Genomic DNA, 21,051 nt, shown 5'->3' with positions numbered 1-21,051 from the left:
TGGCTCCTTATTGGCCCAGTTGTTCGGCCATTTCGGCCGAGCGGTGCGCGGCGGCGCCGAGTGCTTTTTCCACCAGGGCTTCGAAGCCCCCGGCCTGGAACGATTTGATGGCGGCTTCAGTAGTGCCGGCTGGCGAAGTTACCCGGCGCCGCAGTTCGGCCGCATCGACATCGCTGGACACTGCCATGTGGGCGGCGCCCAGGGCGGTCTGCAACGTCAGTTTGGCGGCGGTTTCGCGCGGCAGGCCGAGTTTTTCACCGGCGGCGGTCATGGCTTCGATCAGCAGGAAAAAGTATGCCGGGCCCGAGCCGGACACGGCCGTCACCGCATCCAGTTGCTGCTCGGTTTCCAGCCACAGTGCCAGGCCTACGGCCGAGAGCAGTTCTTCGGCCTGCTGGCGCTGTTCGGCGGTCACTTGTGCGGTCGCGAACAGCCCACTGACGCCCTGGCGCAGCAGCGCCGGGGTGTTGGGCATGCAGCGCACGATCGGCTGGGACCCGAGCCAGTTGTTCATGCTGGCGCAGGTGATGCCGGCGGCGATCGACACCACCATCTGATGGGGTTTGAGGCTTGGACGAATGGCCTCGCAAACAGTTTTCATCGCCTGTGGCTTGACCGCCAGCACGACGACGTCCGCGCCCTCGATGGCCTGGGCGTTGTCGGCGAACGTTTCGATGCCGTGCTCTGTGCTCACCCGGGCGCGAGTCTCGGCCCCCGGATCGCTGGCGCGGATCTGCGAAGCGTCCAGACCCTTGGCCCGCAGGCCGCCGATCAGGCTGGCGGCCATGTTGCCGGCGCCGATGAAGGCAATACGTGTGTTGCTCATGACAGGTCCTTGATTAGAGAGTTGAGTCAGCATGGCGTACGGCTAGCTACGGCTATAGTCGCGCGCACCAAACAGCGCGGTACCGATCCGCACCCAGGTGGCGCCCTGGGCAATGGCCGACTCGAGGTCATGGCTCATGCCCATGGAAAGGGTGTCCAGCGGTAGCTTCAGATCGGCTTGCAAGCGTTGAACCGCTGCGAAGGCGGCATCCTGGGCGGCACGCTCCTCGGTCGGTTCGGGAATCGCCATCAACCCACGCAGCTTCAGGCGTGGCAACGCGCTGATGGCGCTGGCCAGAGCGGGCAGGTCCGCCGCGGTGCAGCCGGATTTGCTGTCTTCACCGCTGACGTTGACCTGGATGCAGATATTCAGCGGCGGTAGGTCGGCCGGGCGCTGCTCGGACAGGCGTTGTGCAATTTTCAAACGATCCACGGAATGCACCCAGTCGAAATGTTCGGCGATAGCGCGCGTCTTGTTCGATTGAATGGGGCCGATGAAGTGCCAGATCAAGGGCAGGTCGGTCAGTTCGGCCTGTTTGCCCAGCGCCTCCTGCAGATAGTTCTCGCCAAAGTCCCGCAGGCCGGCGGCATAGGCTTCACGCAGGGCCTGGGCGGGCTTGGTCTTGCTCACCGCCAGCAGCTGCACGCTGTGTTCGTCGCGGTGGGCGGCTTGTTCGGCTGCGCGGATACGCGATCTAACCTGAGCAATGTTGTCTGCTATCGTGGACATTAAAGAAGCGCCAGCGGTGAGGTTCGCGGCATTCTACTGGAATTGAGGAGCGCTATGGATATCACTGAGCTACTGGCGTTCAGCGCCAAACAGGGCGCATCGGACCTGCACTTGTCCGCCGGGCTGCCGCCGATGATCCGTGTCGATGGCGATGTGAGGCGGATCAACCTGCCGGCCCTGGACCACAAGCAGGTCCATGAGCTGATCTACGACATCATGAACGACCGGCAGCGGGTAGATTACGAGAAGTTTCTGGAAACCGACTTTTCCTTCGACGTGCCGGGCGTCGCACGGTTCCGGGTCAATGCGTTCAACCAGAATCGCGGTGCAGGTGCGGTGTTCCGGACCATCCCGTCGAAAGTCCTGACCATGGAAGACCTGGGGATGGGCGAAGTGTTTCGCAAAGTGACCGAGGCGCCTCGCGGGCTGGTGTTGGTGACCGGGCCGACCGGCTCCGGCAAGTCCACCACCCTGGCGGCGATGATCGACTACCTCAACACCCACAAACACCATCACATCCTCACCATCGAAGATCCCATCGAGTTTGTCCACGAGCCGCGCAAATGCCTGATCAACCAGCGCGAAGTGCACCGCGACACCCAAAGTTTCTCCACGGCCCTGCGCTCAGCCCTGCGCGAAGACCCGGACGTGATTCTGGTGGGGGAGATGCGTGACCTGGAGACCATCCGCCTGGCCCTGACCGCCGCCGAAACCGGTCACCTGGTGTTTGGCACCTTGCACACCACCTCGGCGGCCAAGACCATCGACCGGGTGGTGGACGTGTTCCCGGGGGATGAGAAATCCATGGTCCGCTCGATGTTGTCCGAATCCTTGCAGGCGGTGATTTCACAGACGCTGGTCAAGAAGATTGGCGGCGGCCGGGTCGCGGCTCATGAAATCATGCTGGGAACGTCGGCGATCCGTAACCTGATCCGCGAGGACAAGGTGGCGCAGATGTACTCGGCGATCCAGACCGGTGGGTCGCTGGGGATGCAGACATTGGATATGTGTTTGAAGGATTTGCTGAACAAGGGGCTGATCAGCCGCGAGCATGCGCGGGAGCGGGCGCGTACGCCGGATAACTTCTGAGGATCGGCCCACAGAACCTCCTGTGGGAGCGAGCCTGCTCGCGATCGCGTTGGATCAGCCAACATTGAAGTTGACGGATGTACCGCTATCGCGAGCAGGCTCGCTCCCACAGTTTTGCTTGAACTGGCAAATGTGCCACTTTCAAATCAGCGCTGAACCAGCTGCATCCCTTTCGGCTCTTTGGGCAGCACCCGCTTGGCAAGGACGTAGTGGCTGTTCCAGTACGGCTTGTTCAAGGTGTCGATGGTGACCGACTTGCCACGGCGCGGGGCGTGGATGAAGCGGTCATTGCCCAAGTAGATGGCCACGTGGTTGACCCGGCGGCTCTTGAGCTTGAAGAAGATCAGATCGCCGGGCTTGAGGTCCTTGCGATCGACCTTCTGGCCGTGACCGCTGGCCATCGCATTGGAAGTGCGCGGCAGGTCGAAGGTGGCATCGTTGAAGGCGTACTTCACCAGGCCGCTGCAATCGAAACCTTTGCTTGGGCTACTGCCGCCCCAACGGTAAGGTGTTCCCAGTACGTTCACGGCACGGCTCAAGACGTTGCTGCTTGTCTTGGCGGTCATGACCGGAACCAGCTTGCTATTGGCGGTGCTCAAACGCTGGGCGTTTCGCTTGTTCTTGCTCGAAGGAGCAGAAACATGGGATTTGGGGGTGTAGCCGTTGACGTTGGGAAGACGTTGCTCACGATTGGTGGCGTGGGCGGCCAGGGGCAATAATAGGCAAATGGTTAGCCATGTCTTGATAAATGGACGCATTAGGCAGGGCTCTTGAAGGTAAGCGCGCAACTTTATAACAGCTTTTTTTACTGTTCCGAGGCCGTTTGTCGAATCGCAACCCCAGGTGAAACCCGCATAATTGCGACATATTGACCTGATTGTCTGACAGAACCCAGACAGCACGGGGGTTTACCGGGTTCCTGACGCTGGAGACCGCTTGTCGGCAATCCATAAAAAAGTCACAAATAATCCGAACAAATTTATCTATCGAGGCAAAAGAGGCGATTCATGAACAGCTATCAGCAGGACGCTTTACGCGATACCCACAGCAAAGTGATCGGCTATCTCTTGTGGATTTTCGGCTTTACCGGCGCCCACCGCTTCTATTACGGCAAGCCGGTCACCGGCACGATCTGGTTTTTCACCTTCGGCTTGTTGGGCATCGGCTGGCTGATCGACCTGTTCCTGATTCCGGCCATGGATCGGGAGGCCGATCTGCGCTTCACCCCGGGTCCCCTCGAGTACAGCGTGGCGTGGATTCTGCTGACGTTTCTCGGTGTGCTGGGTGTGCACCGCATGTACCAGGGCAAATGGCTCACCGGCATCCTTTACCTGCTGACTGGCGGGGTGTTTTTCCTGGGGGTGCTGTATGACTTCTGGACGCTGAACGATCAGGTCTCGATTCGCAATGCGCAGAAGCGCGGGGCTTTTCACTAAGACCGAGTCGCCTGCATCGCGAGCAGGCTCGCTCCCACACTGGATCAAGGTGTTCACAGGTTATGTGTTCACCGAAGATCCCTGTGGGAGCGAGCCTGCTCGCGATAAGACCGACTCGGTGTCAGGCCTGGTGAGTAATCCGCCCGTCCATCAGCGTATAACGCACCACCCCCGGCAAACTGTGGCCAAGGAACGGGCAATTGTCACCCTTGGAGCGCCAGGCTTCACCCGCCACGGTGGACGCTGCCGGGTCGAACAGCACCAGGTCCGCCGCCGCGCCCACTGCCAGTTTACCCACCGGTAATTGCAGCGCGTCGGCCGGGCCGTTGCTCAGGCGTGCCAGCAGGGTCGGCAGGTCCAGCAATCCGTCTTCCACCAGCGTCATGGCCAGTGGCAGCAACAGTTCGACGCTGCTGATGCCCGGTTCCGTGGCGCCGAATGGTGCCAGCTTGGCATCGCGCTCGTGGGGCTGGTGATGGCTGGAGATGGCCGAGATCACCCCGGACTTCACGGCCTCGCGCAAGCCATCGCGGTCGGCGCGGGTGCGCAGCGGCGGCTGGACGTGATAGACGCTGTTGAAGTCGATCAGCGCTTCGTCGGTCAGGATCAGTTGGTACAGCGCCACATCGGCGGTGACGGGCAGGCCGCGAGCCTGCGCCTGGGCGATCAGTGCGGCGCCGCGGGCGCTGGTCAACTGGCTGAAGTGTGCGCGCACGCCGCTTTGTTCCACCAGCAGCAGGTCCCGGGCCAGGGCCACGGTTTCGGCGGTTTCCGGAATGCCTGGCAGGCCGAGGAAACTGGCGGTCGGGCCTTCGTGGGCCAGCCCACCTTCAGCCAGATCGTGATCCTGGGAGTTGAAGATCACCGTCAGGCCGAAGGTCGCAGCGTATTCCAGGGCGCGGCACAGGGTGCGGGTATTGCGAAAACTGTTCAGGCCATTGCCGAACGCCACGCAACCGGCGTCGCGTAGCGCAATGAGTTCTGCCAGTTGCTCGCCATCGAGGCCTTTGCTCAAGGCGCCGATAGGGAAGACCTTGGTGTTGCCGGCTTCGCGGGCGCGATCGAGGATCAGCTCGGCCACGGCCGAGGTGTCCAGTACCGGCTTGGTCTGTGGCGGGCAGCACAAACTGGTCACGCCACCGGCGGCGGCAGCCTGGGTTTCGCTGACGATACTGCCTTTGCGGCTATAACCGGGTTCGCGCAGGGCGACGTTCAGGTCCACCAGGCCAGGGGCGGCCACCAGGCCTTGGGCGTTGAGGGTATCAACGGCGGTAAAACCGGCCGGAGCGGCGCCAAGGGCGACAATTTTGCAGGCATCGATGTGGATGTCAGTCACTTGATCCAGGCCGCTGGCCGGATCGATCACGCGTGCGCCGAGAATGCTGAGCTTCACTGGGCGTTCTCCTGGTCGAATTGGCGCTGGGCCGTTTGCCCGCTCATGGCCATGGACAGCACGGCCATGCGGATGGCGATGCCGTAGGTCACCTGGTTGAGGATCACCGAATGTGGTCCGTCGGCCACTGCCGACTCGATCTCCACCCCGCGGTTGATCGGCCCCGGGTGCATGACGATGGCGTCCGGCTTGGCCCCGGCCAGGCGCGCGGTGGTCAGGCCGAACAGGCGGTAGAACTCGCCTTCGCTGGGCAACAGGCCGCCGGTCATGCGTTCGCGCTGCAGGCGCAGCATGATCACCACGTCCACGTCCTTGAGGCCTTCGGTCATGTCGGTGTAGACCTTCACACCGTACTGCTCGACGCCAATGGGCAGCAGGGTTTTCGGCGCGATCACGCGGATGTCCGGGCAGCCGAGAGTCTTAAGGGCGAGCATGTTCGAACGGGCCACCCGCGAGTGCAGGATGTCGCCGACGATAGCCACCGACAGGTTCTCGAAGCTGCCCTTGTGCCGACGGATGGTCAGCATGTCCAGCATGCCCTGGGTTGGGTGGGCGTGACGGCCGTCGCCGCCGTTGATGATCGCCACTTGTGGGCATACATGCTCGGCAATGAAATGCGCGGCGCCGGAATCACCGTGACGCACGACGAACATGTCGGCCGCCATGGCCTCGAGGTTGCGCAAGGTATCGAGCAGGGTTTCGCCCTTGCTCGCCGAGGAGGTGGATACGTTGAGGGTGATCACGTCCGCCGACAGCCGCTGGGCTGCCAGTTCGAAGGTGGTGCGGGTGCGGGTGGAGTTTTCGAAGAACACGTTGCACACGGTCTTGCCGCGCAGCAACGGGACTTTCTTGACCGCCCGGGCCCCGACTTCGAGGAACGAATCGGCGGTGTCGAGGATTTCCGTCAGCAGCTCGCGGCGCAGGCCGTCGAGGGACAGGAAGTGCCGCAGCTGGCCCTGATCGTTGAGCTGTAGCGCTCGCTTGGTTTCGAGAGGCGTCATCGCAATGGACTCTTACAAGGGCAGTTAAAGGGCAAGGTCTTGCAGTTCGAGTTGCAGCGGCGCGGGGCCGGACAGCTTGACTCGCTCGTGAGCGGCCAGCGTCAGCGTCGCGCCGACCACGTTCGGGCGGATCGGCAGCTCGGCGGCGTCCAGGTCCAGCAGGCACACCAGGGTCACGCTGGCGGGGCGGCCATAATCGAACAGTTCGTTCATGGCGGCGCGGATGGTCCGGCCGCTCATCAGCACATCGTCGATCAGTACCAGATGCTGGCCTTCAATCTCGAATGGCAGGGCCGAAGGGCGTACTTGCGGGTGCAGGCCGTTCTGGCTGAAGTCGTCGCGGTAGAACGACACATCGAGGGTGCCCAGCGGCGCATCGCTGCCCAGTTCTTCGAGCAAGGCCTGGGCGACCCAGACGCCACCGGTGCGAATGCCGATGTAGCGCGGTTCGCTGATGCCGCGTTGTTCCAGATGCGCCGTGAGACGAATCGCCATCTGGCTGATCAGTTCGGCGGGATTGGGCAGGCTCATGCTGGCTCCTTCAGGTTCCCGGGCCGGTGGTCAGAGGCCCGGTTTATCGCTAAAAGAAAGCGCCCTGGCGGCGCTTTCAAAAAAATCAGGTTTCGAACAGGGCGGCGTTGGCGTCGAGCCAGCCTTGCAGCAGCAGGGCGGCCGCGATGGCGTCTACCGGGTTGTCGCGGTAACTGCCTTTCTGCCCGCCACGTACCAGGCGTTCGCCCTTGGCCTCGAACGTGGTCAGACGCTCGTCGTGGGTATAGAAAGGCAGGTTGTAGCGGCCGTTGAGCCTGCGGGCGAATTTCTCCGCACGAACGCACATCTCGCTGGGCGTGCCGTCCATGTTCAGCGGCAGGCCGACCACCACGGCGTCGGGTTTCCACTCCTTGATCAGCGCTTCGACCTGGTTCCAGTCGGGAACGCCGTTCTGCGCCTTGAGGGTGCACAGCTCGCGGGCCTGGCCGGTAATCACCTGGCCGACCGCCACGCCGATCTGTTTGGTGCCGTAATCGAAGCCCAGCAGCAAGCGCAGGGCCATCAGGCGTGTCCTGCCTGGCTGGTGAGCAGACTGAGGTTGACCCCCAGCCGGCTGGCCGCTGCTTCCAGGCGCAGTTCGCTGCTGGTGTTGAACAGGATGTCGGCGTCGAACGGGCAGGTCAGCCAGGCGTTATCGGCCAGCTCGGCTTCCAGTTGCCCGGCTTCCCAACCGGCATAGCCGAGGGCGATCAGGCTTTTTTCCGGGCCTACGCCGTCGGCGATGGCGAACAGCACATCCTGGGAGGTGGACAGCGATACGCCATCCAGGTCCACGGTGGCCTGGTAGGACGGCCCCGTCGGGTGGAGCACGAAGCCTCGGTCGGTCTGCACCGGGCCGCCGATGAAAATCGGGACGTGCTGGCACAAGAGTGGCGGTTCTACATCCGGGCGCAACTGCTCAAGAATGTCCGCCAGGTTCAGTTCCTGCGGCCGATTGACCACCAGCCCCATGGCCCCATTGGCCGTGTGCTCGACGATGTAGGTCAAGGTGTGGGCAAAGTTCGGATCGGCCATGTGTGGCATGGCAATCAGGAAGTGATGCTTGAGGTAGGTGGGGCTGACGTTTTTCATAGGCGCTAGTGTGGCGGCGCAGGGGCGAACTGACAAGCTGGGGATGTGCAGCAAATGCCGGAGACTGTCACGAAACCCCTGTGGGAGCGAGCCTGCTCGCGATGCGGTGTGTCAGGCGACATCAATGCTGGATGTTCGATTGCTATCGCGAGCAGGCTCGCTCCCACAAGGGGATGGGGTCAGTTGCTGGAGAGACGATCGCCCCGGGCGAACTTCCAGGTGCGGATGATTTCCAGGCGGTCGATGTCCGACAGGTCCCCGGTAAACGGTGCGAACGGCGCGGCCAGGCGCACGATCCGCTGGGCGGCCTGATCCAGCAATGGCTGGCCGGAGGACTCCAGCACCAGCACTTCATACAACGAGCCGTCGCGGTTGATCGAGACCAGCAGCCGCAAGTTGCCATAGATCTGCTTGCGCCGGGCTTCGTCGGGGTAGTTGAGATTGCCGATGCGCTCGACTTTCTTGCGCCACTCATCTTTGTACCAGGCGCCCTTGTCGCGCATGGTCGAGGCGGCGCTCAGGCGGTGGATACGCGGGCGTTTGGCATACAACTGCTGTTCCTGGGCCAGCTCGGCTTCCAGGCTGGCGATGTCGCTGGACAGTTGGGCGCTGTCGAAGGTGGGCACCGGGGCCTTGGGTTTGGGGTCGGGCCTGACCTCTTCCTTGACCGGGGCTTTTTTCGGCTTCGGCGCCACGGTGGTCACGGCTGCCTTGGGCGCCGTCTCCCGGACCTCGGGCTTGGCCGCTGGCGGCGGTGTGACCTTCTGCACTTTATTGTCCTGGAACGGCGCGATCTGGGTGGTCTTGGGCGTCGCCTTTTTTTCCAGGGTGCCACTGCCTTGCTGGTTTTCCTGGGCGAGGAAGTCCGCTTTTTGTGGCTTGGCTTCGCTTTTGAAGGTGGCCAGGGTGATTTCCAGGGTCTGGCTGATCTGTTTGGGTTCTACCGTGGCAAACCCGACGCCCAGCAGCAGTGCCAAGTGGATCAATGCCGCCAGGAACAGGGTAAAACCGAGACGATCAGCCGGGCGCACGCCGCGATGGGCGAGCTCTTGGGGCAGATCGGACGGGAGGGTCATGGCAAGGAAACCAACATCGCGTTTTTTTCAGGCCGGGCATGATAACGCAATGTGGGTTTCCTTCAGCAGGATCTGGATCAACGAGCCTTGAGCTTCTGATCGATGGCATCCATCAGCATCGCGCCGATGTCGGTGCCGAAGGCGTTGTCGATCTCGCGGATGCAGGTCGGGCTGGTGACGTTGATTTCCGTCAGGTGCTCGCCGATCACGTCCAGGCCCACGAACAGCAGACCCTTCTCCCGCAGGGTCGGGCCGACCTGGGCCGCGATCCAGCGGTCCTTTTCAGTCAACGGACGCGCCTCGCCACGCCCGCCGGCCGCCAGGTTGCCGCGGGTTTCGCCGGCCGCGGGAATGCGCGCCAGGCAATAGTCCACCGGTTCGCCGTCGATCATCAGGATGCGCTTGTCGCCATCGACGATGGCCGGCAGGTATCCCTGGATCATGATCTGCTGCTGACCGTGCAGGGTCAGGGTTTCCAGGATCACCGACAGGTTGGGGTGGCCGGCGGTGTGACGGAAAATCGAGGAGCCGCCCATGCCGTCCAGGGGCTTGAGGATCACGTCGCCGTGATGGTCGGCGAATTCACGCAGCACGTCCGGGCGACGGCTGACGATGGTGGGCGGCGTGCATTGCGGGAACAGCGTGGCGAACAGCTTTTCGTTGCAGTCGCGCAGGCTCTGGGGTTTGTTGACCACCAGCACACCGGCGTTTTCGGCCTGCTCCAGCAGGTAGGTGGAATACACGAACTCCATGTCGAAGGGCGGATCCTTGCGCATGAGGATCACGTCCAGGTCGCTGAGCAGCGCATCGCGTTCGGCGCCCAGCTCAAACCATTTTTCGGGGTTGGCGAAGACGTTCAGCGGCTTCATCCGTGCCCGCGCCTGGCCTTCGGCCTGGTAGAGGTCGCGCTGCTCCATGTAGAACAGCTCCCAGCCGCGCTTCTGAGCGGCCAGCAGCATGGCCAGCGAGCTATCCTTTTTATAGGAAATGCTGGCGATAGGGTCCATGACAATGCCGACGCGTACGCTCATGGCTTGGTTCCTCGAAAATTGATGGGCACAAATGGTGTGAAAAAGTGGCGTCAGAGTGGCGCCCGGAAGATTGGCGGTCAAGGAAAAACCACTGTACCGAGCGGCCGATAGATCGGCGATGGAGACTGTGCTAAAAAGGCTGGCATGTGACGTGCGGGCCTTGAACATCAAGGGTTTGCGCTGTCGTTCACACTTACGCGTTAAAAACCGGTTTGCAGTGGCAATGGCAGAGCATCTTACGCAGCAGCAACCCAGCGCCTTGAAGGTCATGGTCATCGACGACTCGAAGACCATCCGCCGCACCGCCGAGACCTTGTTGCGCAACGTGGGTTGCGAGGTCATCACGGCGGTCGATGGCTTCGATGCCCTGGCCAAGATCGCCGACCATCATCCGGGCATTATCTTTGTCGACATCATGATGCCGCGCCTGGACGGTTACCAGACTTGTGCCCTGATCAAGAACAACAGCGTTTTCAAGGCCACGCCGGTGATCATGTTGTCGTCCCGGGACGGTTTGTTCGACAAGGCCAAGGGGCGCATTGTCGGCTCCGATCAGTTTTTGACCAAGCCTTTCAGCAAGGAAGAACTGCTGGGCGCGATACGGGCTCATGTTCCGGGCTTTGCCGCTGTCCAGCCGCACCAGGCACATTAATGACACTCGGCCATCGGGCCTGGGGTCAACAAAAAATGGGGAACACCATGGCACGAATTCTGATCGTCGATGATTCGCCGACCGAAATGTACAAACTGACCGGCATGCTGGAAAAGCACGGCCACCAGGTCCTGAAGGCCGAAAACGGCGCCGACGGCGTGGCCCTGGCTCGCCAGGAAAAGCCCGACGCGGTCCTGATGGATATCGTCATGCCCGGCCTCAACGGTTTCCAGGCCACGCGCCAGTTGACCAAGGATCCGGACACCGGGCACATCCCGGTGATCATCATCACCACCAAGGACCAGGACACCGACAAGGTCTGGGGCACTCGCCAAGGCGCGAAGGACTACCTGACCAAACCGGTGGACGAAGAAACCCTGATCAAGACCCTGAACAACGTGCTGGCGGGTTGATGACACGGCCATGAGCCAATCCCTGACCGCTTTCGAACTGCTCCTGCAGATCGACCGGCGTTGCCGGCTGCTGGGGGCGGACCTGCCGTCACAACCGACCCACGGCGACAGCTGGAGCGGCATCGGTTTTCGCCTCGGCGAACACTGGTACGTGGCGCCCATGGGCGAAGTCAGCGAAGTGCTGCACGAACCGCGCTACACACATTTGCCCGGGGTCAAGCCATGGGTTCGTGGTGTGGCTAATCTGCGCGGGCGCTTATTGCCGTTGATGGATTTGTGCGGTTTCTTCGGCCATGAGCTGTCGAGCGTGCGCAAGCAGCGGCGGGTGCTGGTGGTGGATCATGACGAGGTCTTTACCGGGTTGCTGGTGGATGAAGTCCTCGGATTGCAGCATTTTGCCCAGGACAGCCTGGAGCCGACGCTGATGGACGACCTTGACGGCCCGGAGTCGGCCTTCGTCAAGGGCCGGTTTCGCGGCGAACGGCAGTGGCAGGTGTTCAGCCCGTTTGCGCTGACGCGCTCGCCGGGGTTCATGGATGTAGCTGTTTGACGAGATGCCACACGGTCCCTTGTGGGAACGAGCCAGTGGGAGCAAAGCTTGCTCGCGATGGCGGCGCCTCGGTAGGCGGGAAACCGTGTTGTTTTCATCGCAGGCAAGCCTTGCTCCCACAGAGTCACACTGATTGAGCAGGCTGCACTACAAGGGCTTGCTTACAGTTGGCAGTGGTGAGTGGGTTGGATTGGGCAGTACAGGCGAGAACCGATGAGCAAAGCAAATACAGGTAAGCCTCTGGAAGCGTCGCGCAGTCGTTCGCAGATCATCGTGCTGTTCGTCGCGCTGATTGTCTTCATCATGCTGCTGTTCGCCAACTTCGCTTACCTCAACACCCAGTCCAACTACGACAAGCAGTACATCGGCCACGCCGGTGAGTTGCGGGTGCTGTCCCAGCGCATCGCGAAGAACGCCACCGAGGCGGCCGCCGGCAAGGCCGCGGCGTTCAAGTTGCTGAGCGAGGCGCGCAATGATTTCGCCCAGCGCTGGGGCTACCTGAAGCAAGGCGACCCGGTGACCGGCCTGCCACCGGCACCTGCTGCCCTGCGCCCGCAGATGCGTGCCGTACAGCTGGACTGGGAACGCCTGCTCAAGAACACCGATGCCATCCTGTCCAGCGAACAGACTGTGCTGTCGCTGCATCAGGTGGCGGCGACCCTCGCCGAAACCGTGCCGCAATTGCAGGTCGAGTACGAAAAGGTCGTCGAAATTCTCCTGCAGCGCGGCGCGCCCGCCGCGCAGGTCGCCATGGCCCAGCGCCAGTCGTTGCTGGCCGAACGGATTCTCGGGGCGGTGAACACCGTGCTGGCGGGGGATGAAAACGCCAGTCAGGCCGCCGATACCTTTGGCCGCGATGCCGCACGTTTTGGTCAGGTGCTCAATGGCATGTCGCAAGGTGACCCGGCCTTGAAGATCTCCCAAGTACAGGACCGCGATGCCCGGGCCCGCCTGAGTGAGATCAGCGAACTCTTCGAATTCGTCTCCGGCTCGGTGGACGAAATCCTCGAAACCTCTCCTGAGTTGTTCAAGGTGCGCGAGTCGGCAGGCAACATCTTCAACCTGTCGCAAACCTTGCTGGACGAAGCGTCGCACCTGGCCACCGCGTTCGAAAACCTGGCCGGCGGGCGTTCCGCAAACGCCATCGGTGGTTATGTGCTGGGTCTGTTGGCGCTGATGTCGATCATCCTGATCGGGCTGGTGATGGTCCGCGAAACCAACCGGCAGTTGCGTGAAACCGCAGAAAAGAATGAGCGCAACCAGAACGCGATCATGCGTCTGCTGGACGAGATCGAAGACCTGGCCGATGGCGACCTGACCGTGACCGCCTCGGTTACCGAAGACTTTACCGGCACCATCGCCGATTCCATCAACTATTCGGTGGACCAACTGCGTGACCTTGTGGCCACCATCAACCTAACCGCCGGCCAGGTCGCCGCTGCGGTGCAGGAAACCCAGGCTACGGCGATGCACCTGGCGCAGGCTTCCGAACATCAGGCCCAGCAGATATCCGAAGCTTCGACTTCAATCAATGAAATGGCCCAGTCCATCGATCAGGTCTCGGCCAATGCCGCCGAGTCGTCGGCGGTGGCCGAGCGCTCCGTGGAGATCGCCAACAAAGGCAACGAGGTGGTGCACAACACCATTCATGGCATGGACAACATTCGCGAGCAGATCCAGGACACGGCCAAGCGCATCAAGCGCCTGGGGGAGTCGTCTCAGGAAATCGGCGACATTGTCAGCCTGATCGATGACATTGCCGACCAGACCAACATCCTGGCACTCAACGCCGCTATCCAGGCGTCCATGGCCGGTGACGCCGGGCGCGGGTTCGCGGTGGTGGCCGATGAAGTGCAGCGGCTGGCGGAGCGCTCTTCGGCGGCGACCCGGCAGATCGAGACCCTGGTGCGGGCGATTCAGGCGGACACCAACGAGGCGGTGATTTCCATGGAACAGACCACCACCGAAGTGGTGCGCGGCGCCCGACTGGCCCAGGATGCCGGGGTGGCCCTGGAAGAAATCGAAGGCGTGTCCAAGACCCTGGCGGCGCTGATCCAGAGCATTTCCAACGCGGCGCAGCAACAGACCACGTCGGCGGGGCAGATTTCCTTGACCATGAACGTGATCCAGCAGATCACCACGCAAACCTCTTCCGGCTCCACCGCCACCGCCGAGAGCATCGGCAACCTGGCGAAAATGGCCAGTCAGCTGCGTCGTTCGGTGTCGGGGTTTACTTTGCCGGCGGCGGCTGTTGATGAGGGAAAAGTGTGACTGTGGGAGCAAGGCTTGCCCGCGATGAAGATAACGCGGTACTTCGGGAGCTACGGCGTCTGCATCGCGAGCAAGCTTTGCTCCCACAGAGAAACTTCTTCCCCACAGAGGTGTTAGGTTCTGCTGATTGGAGTGGTTATGGGTGATCGGCACGACTATGTGGCCCTGGAGTGGGTCAAGGGCGAGATTGCCGAAACGCTGAAGCAGGCCCATCTGGCGCTCAATCGCCTGGTGGACGACCCGCAGGCGGCGGATGCCCTCGCGCATTGCCTGGCGTGCATTCATCAGGTGCACGGCGGCCTGCAGATGGTCGAGTTCTATGGTGCCGCGCTGCTGGCCGAGGAGATGGAGCAGCTGTGCGTCGCCCTGCAGGACAACCGCATCGCCCATCGCGACGAAGCCATCAGTCTGTTGAGCCAGGCCCTTGGGCAGTTGCCGATCTATCTGGACCGCATCCAAGGTGCCCGCCGCGATCTGCCGTTGGTGGTGCTGCCATTGATCAATGATTTGCGCAGCGCCCGGGGCGAGAGCCTGTTGTCGGAGACCAGCCTGTTCAGTCCAGAGTTACCGCTGATCGCGCCGCTCAGTGACGAGGCCTTGAAGCGACTCGAACCGGCTGACCTGCCCAACACCTTGCGCAAACTGCGCCAGACCCTGCAAGTGGCCCTGGTGGGGCTGTTGCGCGAACAGGACGACGCCACCCATCTCGGCTATCTGGCCAAGGTCTTCCACCGCCTGGAAGGGCTGTGCGCCGGCGCACCGCTCAATGCGCTGTGGCAGGTGGCGTCGGCCCTGGTCGAAGGCATGCGCGAGGGGCGTATCGCCAATAGCCCGGCCCTGCGCAGCTTATTCAAGGAAGCGGACAAGGAACTCAAGCGCCTGTTGGACCAGGGCCTGCAAGGCATCAATCAACCGGCGCCGCCACAGTTGCTGACGAGTTTGTTGTTCTATATTGCCAAGGCCGAACATCCCAGCGGGCAGATGCAGATCATGAAAGAACGCTACTCACTGGACGACGCGCTGCCCGACAGCGCCATGGTCGACGAAGAACGCGCACGCCTGGCCGGACCGGACCGCGATGCCATGCGCTCGGTGCTCGCCGCACTCTGCGAAGAGCTGGTGCGGGTCAAGGAGCGGCTCGACCTGTTCGTGCGCAGTGACCGCCAGCACGCCTCGGAGCTGGACAGCCTGCTGGCGCCCCTGCGACAGATCGCCGACACCCTGGCGGTGCTCGGCTTCGGTCAGCCGCGAAAAGTGATCATCGATCAATTGGCGGTGGTCCTGAGCCTCGCCCAAGGTCATCGCGAGCCGGATGACGCGACGCTCATGGATGTCGCCGGGGCCTTGCTCTACGTCGAGGCCACTCTGGCCGGCATGGTCGGCACCGTCGAGCCCGAGAGCCCTGAAGACAGCCACCTGCCCACCACAGACCTGACCCAGATCCACCAGATCGTTATCAAGGAAGCCCACACCTGCCTGCAACAGGCCAAGGACATGATCGTCGACTACATCGACGCCGACTGGAACAGCGAGCAACTGCAAGCGCTACCGGCGTTGCTGACCCAGGTGCGCGGCGCGCTGGCGATGATCCCCTTGAGCCGCGCCGCCAGCCTTGTGGAGGCGTGCAATGGTTTCATTCGCGAGCATCTGCTGTTGGATCACGCCCAGCCGGGCTGGGAAGAACTCGATCACCTGGCCGACGTAATCACCGGCCTCGAATATTACCTGGAGCGTTTGAGCGAAGACCCGGAAACGCCCGGCGAACCTTTGTTGGACGTGGTCGAGCGCAGTCTGGGTGCCCTCGGTTATTTCCCCGACGAAGCCCGGGTGCCGTTGCTTGACGATGTGCTGAGCCCGAACGAGGCCCAGGTCATGCAGGACTTGCAGGAGCTGGATGACCCGCAGACCGTGCAGTCCTTGGCCCAAATGCTGGCCAGCCCGGTCTCGGCGGTCAACCCGCCGGCCCGGAGCACGCCGGGTAGCCTGTTGCCGCCGCCGTTGGACGAGCATCCGGTGGACGACGAGCTGCGCGAGGTCTTCCTTGAAGAAGCCGACGAGGTGCTCGACGTTTTGCGCGAATACCTGCCGCGCTGGGCCGCTCACCCTGACGACCATGGCGCCCTGGCCGAATTGCGCAGGGCCTTCCATACCCTCAAGGGCAGCGGTCGGATGGTGCGGGCGCTGGTCTTGGGTGAGCTGGCCTGGGCCGTGGAAAACCTGCTCAACCGGGTGCTGGAGCGCAGTGTTGAGCCGGGTGCTGCGGTCCGGCAGTTGCTCGATGACACGGTGCAGTTGCTACCGGCCCTGGTGAGCGAGTTTGCAGACAACCGCCAGCGTCAGCGCGACGATGTCGACCGTCTGGCGGCCCGTGCCCATGCGCTGGCAAAGGGCGTCGATGACGATGAAGACGCCCAGGATGTCGCCGCCCTCGACCCGTTGTTGCTGAAGATATTCGACAACGAAGCCCAGGGTCACCTTGCCAGCCTCAATCGCTTTCTCGACCAGGCCGCCGAACACTTGCCGCTGCAGGCCAACGACGAATTGCAGCGAGCCTTGCATACCCTCAAGGGCAGCGCATCAATGGCCGGCGTGTTGCCGATTGCCGAGCTGGCCGGCGCGATGGACCAGTTGGCCCGGGAATACAAGGCGCACCTGATCGCCCTCGACCTTGATGAAACTGAATTGCTGCTGGAGGCCGAGGGCCTGTTGCGCCTGGGCTTGCGTCAGTTGCACGGTGACCCCCTGGCGCCGATCCCCGGCGCCGAAGAGCTGATCCAGCGAACCCAAACGCTGCTGGCCGAGCGCCTGCAAACGGCCCTCAGTGCACCGGACAAAGGCTTGCGGACCAAGCGCGATCCCCAACTGATCAACAACTTCCTCGCCCAGGGCATGGACATCCTGCTCGATGCCGAAAACCTGTTGCGCCGTTGGCAGCAGCACCCCGGCGAAGGTCAGGAACTCAGTGCACTGCTGGACGAGCTGACCACTCTCGGCGAAGGCGCGCACTTGGCCGACTTGCACCCGGTGGACGAGCTCTGTGAAGCCTTGCTCGATCTCTATGGCGCAGTGGAGGAAAGCAGCCTGGCAGTCAGCGACGTGTTTTTCCAGGAAGCGCAGCGCGCCCATGAAGCCTTGATCGACATGCTCGATGAACTGGCCGCCGGGCAACACGTGCACTCGCAGCCCGAGCGGGTGCAGGCCCTGCGCGGCTTGCTCCAAGAGAGCCTGGACCCATCCGCCACCGGCCTGATCCGCAGCGATGGCAGCCGCACCCTGAGCATCCGCGAACTGGGTAACGCGACAGCGGAACTGCAGCGCAGCGCCCCTGCTGAGACCTCAGTGGACGACGACATTGCCTCGATCTTCCTCGAAGAAGCGCAGGACATCCTCGAAAGCGCCGCCCAGGCCCTGCAACGTTGGCTGGCCGACCCGGACAACGCAGCGCCGCTGTCCTCGTTGCAACGCGACTTGCACACCCTCAAGGGCGGCGCACGAATGGCCGATATCCGGCCGGTGAGCGACCTGGCCCAGGAGCTGGAAAATCTCTACGAAGGGCTGGTGGACCGCCGTTACAGCCACAGCGAGGAACTCGAGCAACTGCTCAGCAGCAGTCACGAACGCCTCGATCTGCTGCTCGGGCAGTTGCAGCAGGGCCAGCCGTTGGGCGATCCCGTTGCGCTGATCGACGCCATTCGCCGGTTCCGTCAGGACAAGCCGAACCCAATCGATTCGGCAGGGGCGATCCAGGGCGAGGGGGCCGGACATGACCCGGAGCTGCTGGAAATCTTCCTCGAAGAAGGTTTCGACATTCTCGACAGCGCAGGCTCAGCGCTGCTGCGCTGGCAGGACGAACCATCGAACCGTCAGGCCCTGGAAACGCTGTTGCGGGATTTGCACACCCTCAAGGGTGGTGCGCGGATGGTGGAAATCGTCCCCATCGGCGACCTGGCCCATGAGCTGGAAAATCTCTATGAAGGCTTGTCGGCGGGGCTGCTCCAACCGACTCCAGCGCTGTTCGCCTTGCTGCAAAGCAGCCATGACCGGCTGGCGCAGATGCTCGATGCGGTACGCGCCGGCCACCCGTGCCCTGTTGCCGACCGGCTGATCGCGCAGATCCAGGCGGTGAATCATCCGCAGGACAGCGAGACGCCCAAAGTCGTCCCCGCGCCGGAACCGGCCCCGACCCCGCCGCCTGCGCCCACAAGGCCTGAGACCGGCACCCCGAGCGACGGCGCGGACATGGTCAAGGTCTCCGCCGAACTGCTTGACGACCTGGTGAACCTGGCTGGGGAAACCTCGATTTTCCGTGGGCGTATCGAACAGCAGGTCAACGACGCGCGCGTGGCCCTGGGCGAGATGGAAACCACCATCGAGCGCATGCGCGACCAGTTGCGCCGTCTTGATACCGAAACCCAGGGCCGGATCCTCAGTCGCCAGCAGGTCGAGGCCGAGCGCCTGGGCTACGAAGAATTCGACCCGCTGGAGATGGACCGGCATTCCCAGTTGCAGCAATTGTCCCGGGCGCTGTTCGAATCGGCCTCGGACTTGCTCGATCTCAAGGAAACCCTCGAACGCAGCAATCACGACGCTGAGAACCTGCTGCAACAGCAGGGGCGGGTCAATACCGAACTTCAGGAAGGGTTGATGCGCACGCGCATGGTGCCGTTCGAGCGCATGTTGCCGCGCCTCAAACGCATCGTGCGGCAAGTGGCGCAGGAGTTGGGCAAGGACGTGGAGTTCGTGGTTGGCAATGCTGAAGGCGAAATGGACCGTAGCGTGCTGGAGCGCATGGCCGCGCCCTTGGAGCATATGCTGCGCAACGCCGTCGACCACGGCCTGGAGCCAGCCGACGTGCGCATCGCTGCCGGGAAACCGGCCCGGGGGCGCATCAGCCTCGACCTGTCCCGGGAAGGTGGCGACATCATTTTCGACATTCGCGACGACGGCGCCGGCGTGCCGCTGGAGGCGGTGCGCAGCAAGGCGATCAAGCGTGGTCTGCTGGCACCGGACAGCGACATCAGCGACCGCGACGTGCTGCAATTCATCTTGCAGCCGGGCTTTTCCACCGCCGAAAAAATCACCCAGATTTCCGGGCGCGGCGTCGGCATGGACGTGGTCCATGAAGAGGTGCGGCAACTGGGTGGCAGTATGGTCATCGACTCTACGCCGGGGCAGGGCGTGCATTTCCGCATTCGCCTGCCGTTTACCGTGGCGGTCAACCGGGCGTTGATGGTGCAATGTCACGAAGACCAGTACGCGATCCCACTGAACACCATCGAAAGTATCGTCCGGGTGTTGCCCGCTGAACTGGATGGCTATTACCAGCTCGACCCGCCGACCTACACCTACGCCGGGCAACGCTATGAGCTGTGCTACCTGGGTGAGCTATTGAAAACCGGCGCTCGCCCGAAACTGTTGGGCCAGAGCCAACCGTTGCCGGTGCTGCTGATGCAATGCAGCGAGCGGCATATCGCGGTGCAAGTGGACGCTACCGCCGGGACCCGGGAGATCGTGGTCAAGAGCCTCGGCCCGCAATTTTCGGCGGTGCAGGGCTTGTCGGGGGCGACGATCCTGGGCGATGGCCGGGTGGTGTTGATTCTCGACCTGTTGGCGCCGATCCGCGCCTTGCCTCATCAGGTCCCACGCCGCCCGGCAGCGGCGCAAGGCGAGGGCGAACACCCGCGAGCATTGCTGGTGCTGGTGGTGGACGACTCGGTGACGGTCCGCAAGGTCACCAGCCGCCTGCTGGAGCGCCACGGCATGCACGTGCTCACCGCCAAGGACGGCGTGGATGCCATGGCGCTGCTGGCCGAACACTCCCCCGACCTGATGTTGCTGGACATCGAAATGCCGCGCATGGACGGCTTCGAAGTGGCCACGCAAGTACGCAATGACCCGCGCCTGGCCCACCTGCCGATCATCATGATCACCTCCCGCACCGGCCAGAAACACCGCGACCGCGCCATGGCCATCGGCGTCAACGACTACCTTGGCAAGCCGTACCAGGAATCGGTGCTGCTCGACAGCATCGCCCGCTGGAGCAAAACCCATGCATGACCTTCACCCGCGCACCGGGCACATCACTGGGCTGCTGCTACCCCTGGCCGACCGGCACCTGATTTTACCCAACGTGGCCGTGGCCGAGCTGATCGACTACCAGAGCAGCGCGTTCGATATGGACACTCCGCCGTGGTTCCTGGGTTGGGTGAGCTGGCGCGAACGGCAAATCCCGTTGCTGAGTTTCGAGTCGGCCTGCGGCCAGAAAACCGTGATCGGCGAGCGTGCGCGCATCGTCGTGCTCAATGCCCTGGGCGGGCACCCGGAGTTGCGGTTCATTGCGCTGCTGGTCCAGGGTATCCCGCGTTCCTACAAACTCGACACCCAGTTGAGCTACGTCGATGTACCGCTGTGTGGGCTGGAACAGGCGGCGGTACAAGTGGGCGAGCATGTGGCGAAGGTGCCGGATTTGTTGGCCCTGGAAGAGTTGGTCGTTGCCTCGGGGTTGGCAAAAAGCTAGGTCAGACACAGTACCTGTGGGAGCGGGCTTGCTCGCGATGGCGGCCTGACAGCCGACCAGGGTTTTGTTGACCGGGTACATATCCATTGATGCGGTAACGGCCGCTGGCGGTTCCGCTCTTACAGCGGCTCACTTTTGAGAAGCCGGAATGCCGGCCCAGGCAAAAGTAAGCAAAACGCTTTTGCCCCACCACTTGGCACCTCGCCTAGGCTCGGTGTGCCCGAACGAAGACATTGCTCCGTGGGCCCGCCGCGAAGGGCCATTCATGGCCCAGCGCGGCTATCCCGGCATCCATGCCGGGATGCCCACTCCACAATACCTGCGTTCGGCCAGCGTGGTTAACGGGGCGCCCGAGATCAACGTCCAGCGCGAGGCGGCCTGATAGCCGGCCTGGCTCTTGCGGGCGGTGTACACCCATCAGACCTGTTTGGACTGGACCTGTTT

19 protein-coding genes are annotated in these 21,051 nt (G+C 62.8%); 9 read left to right on the top strand and 10 right to left on the bottom strand.

Translation table 11 applies throughout. The features are described 5' to 3' along the window. Positions 1–7 precede the first annotated feature (7 nt). Together proC and GKKCFE_RS24110 are read right to left on the bottom strand one after the other, a co-directional pair. Complete coding sequence (proC, locus tag GKKCFE_RS24115) at positions 8–826, bottom strand: pyrroline-5-carboxylate reductase (protein ID WP_047226009.1); 819 nt, start codon at positions 824–826, stop codon at positions 8–10. Between the two features lie 42 nt (positions 827–868). Then, entirely contained in the window at positions 869–1,555 is a 687-nt protein-coding gene (locus GKKCFE_RS24110) for a YggS family pyridoxal phosphate-dependent enzyme (RefSeq protein ID WP_047226008.1), read from the bottom strand. 54 nt (positions 1,556–1,609) lie between these two features. On the opposite strand from GKKCFE_RS24110, the gene GKKCFE_RS24105 reads away from it, so the two are divergent. Further along, complete coding sequence (locus GKKCFE_RS24105) at positions 1,610–2,644, top strand: type IV pilus twitching motility protein PilT (protein WP_047226007.1); 1,035 nt, start codon at positions 1,610–1,612, stop codon at positions 2,642–2,644. 146 nt (positions 2,645–2,790) lie between these two features. On the opposite strand, the gene GKKCFE_RS24100 is transcribed toward GKKCFE_RS24105, so the two are convergent. Next, positions 2,791–3,402, bottom strand: coding sequence for a C40 family peptidase (locus tag GKKCFE_RS24100; RefSeq protein WP_047226006.1), 612 nt, complete (start codon positions 3,400–3,402; stop codon positions 2,791–2,793). A gap of 249 nt (positions 3,403–3,651) precedes the next feature. Between GKKCFE_RS24100 and GKKCFE_RS24095 the strand changes: the two genes are divergently transcribed. After that, positions 3,652–4,080, top strand: coding sequence for an NINE protein (locus tag GKKCFE_RS24095; RefSeq protein ID WP_047226005.1), 429 nt, complete (start codon positions 3,652–3,654; stop codon positions 4,078–4,080). A 121-nt stretch (positions 4,081–4,201) separates the two neighbouring features. Here GKKCFE_RS24095 and GKKCFE_RS24090 read toward each other — a convergent pair whose 3' ends face one another. The 7 genes from GKKCFE_RS24090 to gshB all read right to left on the bottom strand — a co-directional run bounded on the left by GKKCFE_RS24090 (position 4,202) and on the right by gshB (position 10,204). Next, the gene (locus tag GKKCFE_RS24090; RefSeq protein WP_076383024.1) at positions 4,202–5,473 is read right to left on the bottom strand and encodes a dihydroorotase; all 1,272 of its coding nucleotides are present in this window, start codon (positions 5,471–5,473) and stop codon (positions 4,202–4,204) included. Beyond that, positions 5,470–6,474 carry an aspartate carbamoyltransferase catalytic subunit gene (locus GKKCFE_RS24085; RefSeq protein ID WP_047226003.1) on the bottom strand — a complete coding sequence of 335 codons (1,005 nt, stop codon included), beginning with the start codon at positions 6,472–6,474 and terminating at the stop codon, positions 5,470–5,472. Before GKKCFE_RS24085 ends, GKKCFE_RS24090 begins: the two co-directional genes overlap by 4 nt. A 24-nt stretch (positions 6,475–6,498) precedes the next feature. Continuing rightward, positions 6,499–7,005: a bifunctional pyr operon transcriptional regulator/uracil phosphoribosyltransferase PyrR gene (gene pyrR / locus GKKCFE_RS24080; protein WP_047226002.1), complete on the bottom strand. Its 507-nt coding sequence runs from the start codon at positions 7,003–7,005 to the stop codon at positions 6,499–6,501. A gap of 85 nt (positions 7,006–7,090) precedes the next feature. Next, entirely contained in the window at positions 7,091–7,528 is a 438-nt protein-coding gene (gene ruvX / locus GKKCFE_RS24075; protein WP_047226001.1) for a Holliday junction resolvase RuvX, read from the bottom strand. Further along, positions 7,528–8,097 (bottom strand): YqgE/AlgH family protein, encoded by a 570-nt coding sequence (locus tag GKKCFE_RS24070; RefSeq protein ID WP_188251403.1) that lies wholly within the window; start codon positions 8,095–8,097, stop codon positions 7,528–7,530. The genes ruvX and GKKCFE_RS24070 overlap by 1 nt, the downstream gene beginning before the upstream one ends. Before the next feature lie 179 nt (positions 8,098–8,276). Continuing rightward, positions 8,277–9,173, bottom strand: coding sequence for an energy transducer TonB (locus tag GKKCFE_RS24065; protein ID WP_047225999.1), 897 nt, complete (start codon positions 9,171–9,173; stop codon positions 8,277–8,279). Positions 9,174–9,250: 77 nt separating this feature from the next. Continuing rightward, positions 9,251–10,204, bottom strand: coding sequence for a glutathione synthase (gene gshB / locus GKKCFE_RS24060; protein WP_076383022.1), 954 nt, complete (start codon positions 10,202–10,204; stop codon positions 9,251–9,253). Positions 10,205–10,427: 223 nt separating this feature from the next. On the opposite strand from gshB, the gene GKKCFE_RS24055 reads away from it, so the two are divergent. The 7 genes from GKKCFE_RS24055 (at position 10,428) to GKKCFE_RS24025 (ending at position 20,989) form a co-directional block, all read left to right on the top strand. After that, positions 10,428–10,856: a response regulator gene (locus GKKCFE_RS24055; RefSeq protein WP_047225997.1), complete on the top strand. Its 429-nt coding sequence runs from the start codon at positions 10,428–10,430 to the stop codon at positions 10,854–10,856. 47 nt (positions 10,857–10,903) lie between these two features. Next, positions 10,904–11,269 carry a twitching motility response regulator PilH gene (gene pilH, locus GKKCFE_RS24050; protein WP_047226188.1) on the top strand — a complete coding sequence of 122 codons (366 nt, stop codon included), beginning with the start codon at positions 10,904–10,906 and terminating at the stop codon, positions 11,267–11,269. A 10-nt stretch (positions 11,270–11,279) separates the two neighbouring features. Next, positions 11,280–11,819: a chemotaxis protein CheW gene (locus tag GKKCFE_RS24045; protein ID WP_047225996.1), complete on the top strand. Its 540-nt coding sequence runs from the start codon at positions 11,280–11,282 to the stop codon at positions 11,817–11,819. Positions 11,820–12,032: 213 nt separating this feature from the next. Continuing rightward, positions 12,033–14,090, top strand: coding sequence for a methyl-accepting chemotaxis protein (locus GKKCFE_RS24040; RefSeq protein ID WP_445577188.1), 2,058 nt, complete (start codon positions 12,033–12,035; stop codon positions 14,088–14,090). 138 nt (positions 14,091–14,228) lie between these two features. Continuing rightward, on the top strand, positions 14,229–20,147 hold the full coding sequence (locus GKKCFE_RS24035; protein ID WP_445577187.1) for an Hpt domain-containing protein: 5,919 nt from the start codon (positions 14,229–14,231) through the stop codon (positions 20,145–20,147). After that, a complete protein-coding gene (locus tag GKKCFE_RS24030) occupies positions 20,140–20,607 on the top strand; it encodes a chemotaxis protein CheW (RefSeq protein WP_445577186.1) in 468 nt (155 codons plus the stop codon). The genes GKKCFE_RS24035 and GKKCFE_RS24030 overlap by 8 nt, the downstream gene beginning before the upstream one ends. Before the next feature lie 193 nt (positions 20,608–20,800). Beyond that, positions 20,801–20,989 carry a nucleoid-structuring protein H-NS gene (locus tag GKKCFE_RS24025; protein ID WP_445578080.1) on the top strand — a complete coding sequence of 63 codons (189 nt, stop codon included), beginning with the start codon at positions 20,801–20,803 and terminating at the stop codon, positions 20,987–20,989. Positions 20,990–21,051: the final 62 nt, after the last annotated feature.

Source organism: Pseudomonas sp. E141 (assembly GCF_052659885.1).
The sequence above is the reverse complement of the archived record's forward strand: the minus strand, read 5'-3'. Positions and strand labels throughout refer to the sequence as shown.

Excerpts from the sequence above, each read along its gene's own strand:
- ruvX (WP_047226001.1), bottom strand. The coding sequence starts at position 7,528 with ATGGCCCTGCGCTTGCTGCTGGGCTTCGATTACGGCACCAAACAGATC.
- GKKCFE_RS24100 (WP_047226006.1), bottom strand. The coding sequence starts at position 3,402 with ATGCGTCCATTTATCAAGACATGGCTAACCATTTGCCTATTATTGCCC.
- GKKCFE_RS24030 (WP_445577186.1), top strand. The coding sequence starts at position 20,140 with ATGCATGACCTTCACCCGCGCACCGGGCACATCACTGGGCTGCTGCTA.
- GKKCFE_RS24065 (WP_047225999.1), bottom strand. The coding sequence starts at position 9,173 with ATGACCCTCCCGTCCGATCTGCCCCAAGAGCTCGCCCATCGCGGCGTG.
- gshB (WP_076383022.1), bottom strand. The coding sequence starts at position 10,204 with ATGAGCGTACGCGTCGGCATTGTCATGGACCCTATCGCCAGCATTTCC.
- GKKCFE_RS24035 (WP_445577187.1), top strand. The coding sequence starts at position 14,229 with ATGGGTGATCGGCACGACTATGTGGCCCTGGAGTGGGTCAAGGGCGAG.
- pilH (WP_047226188.1), top strand. The coding sequence starts at position 10,904 with ATGGCACGAATTCTGATCGTCGATGATTCGCCGACCGAAATGTACAAA.
- proC (WP_047226009.1), bottom strand. The coding sequence starts at position 826 with ATGAGCAACACACGTATTGCCTTCATCGGCGCCGGCAACATGGCCGCC.
- GKKCFE_RS24110 (WP_047226008.1), bottom strand. The coding sequence starts at position 1,555 with ATGTCCACGATAGCAGACAACATTGCTCAGGTTAGATCGCGTATCCGC.
- GKKCFE_RS24070 (WP_188251403.1), bottom strand. The coding sequence starts at position 8,097 with ATGAAAAACGTCAGCCCCACCTACCTCAAGCATCACTTCCTGATTGCC.
- pyrR (WP_047226002.1), bottom strand. The coding sequence starts at position 7,005 with ATGAGCCTGCCCAATCCCGCCGAACTGATCAGCCAGATGGCGATTCGT.
- GKKCFE_RS24040 (WP_445577188.1), top strand. The coding sequence starts at position 12,033 with ATGAGCAAAGCAAATACAGGTAAGCCTCTGGAAGCGTCGCGCAGTCGT.
- GKKCFE_RS24055 (WP_047225997.1), top strand. The coding sequence starts at position 10,428 with ATGGCAGAGCATCTTACGCAGCAGCAACCCAGCGCCTTGAAGGTCATG.
- GKKCFE_RS24045 (WP_047225996.1), top strand. The coding sequence starts at position 11,280 with ATGAGCCAATCCCTGACCGCTTTCGAACTGCTCCTGCAGATCGACCGG.
- GKKCFE_RS24095 (WP_047226005.1), top strand. The coding sequence starts at position 3,652 with ATGAACAGCTATCAGCAGGACGCTTTACGCGATACCCACAGCAAAGTG.
- GKKCFE_RS24105 (WP_047226007.1), top strand. The coding sequence starts at position 1,610 with ATGGATATCACTGAGCTACTGGCGTTCAGCGCCAAACAGGGCGCATCG.
- GKKCFE_RS24085 (WP_047226003.1), bottom strand. The coding sequence starts at position 6,474 with ATGACGCCTCTCGAAACCAAGCGAGCGCTACAGCTCAACGATCAGGGC.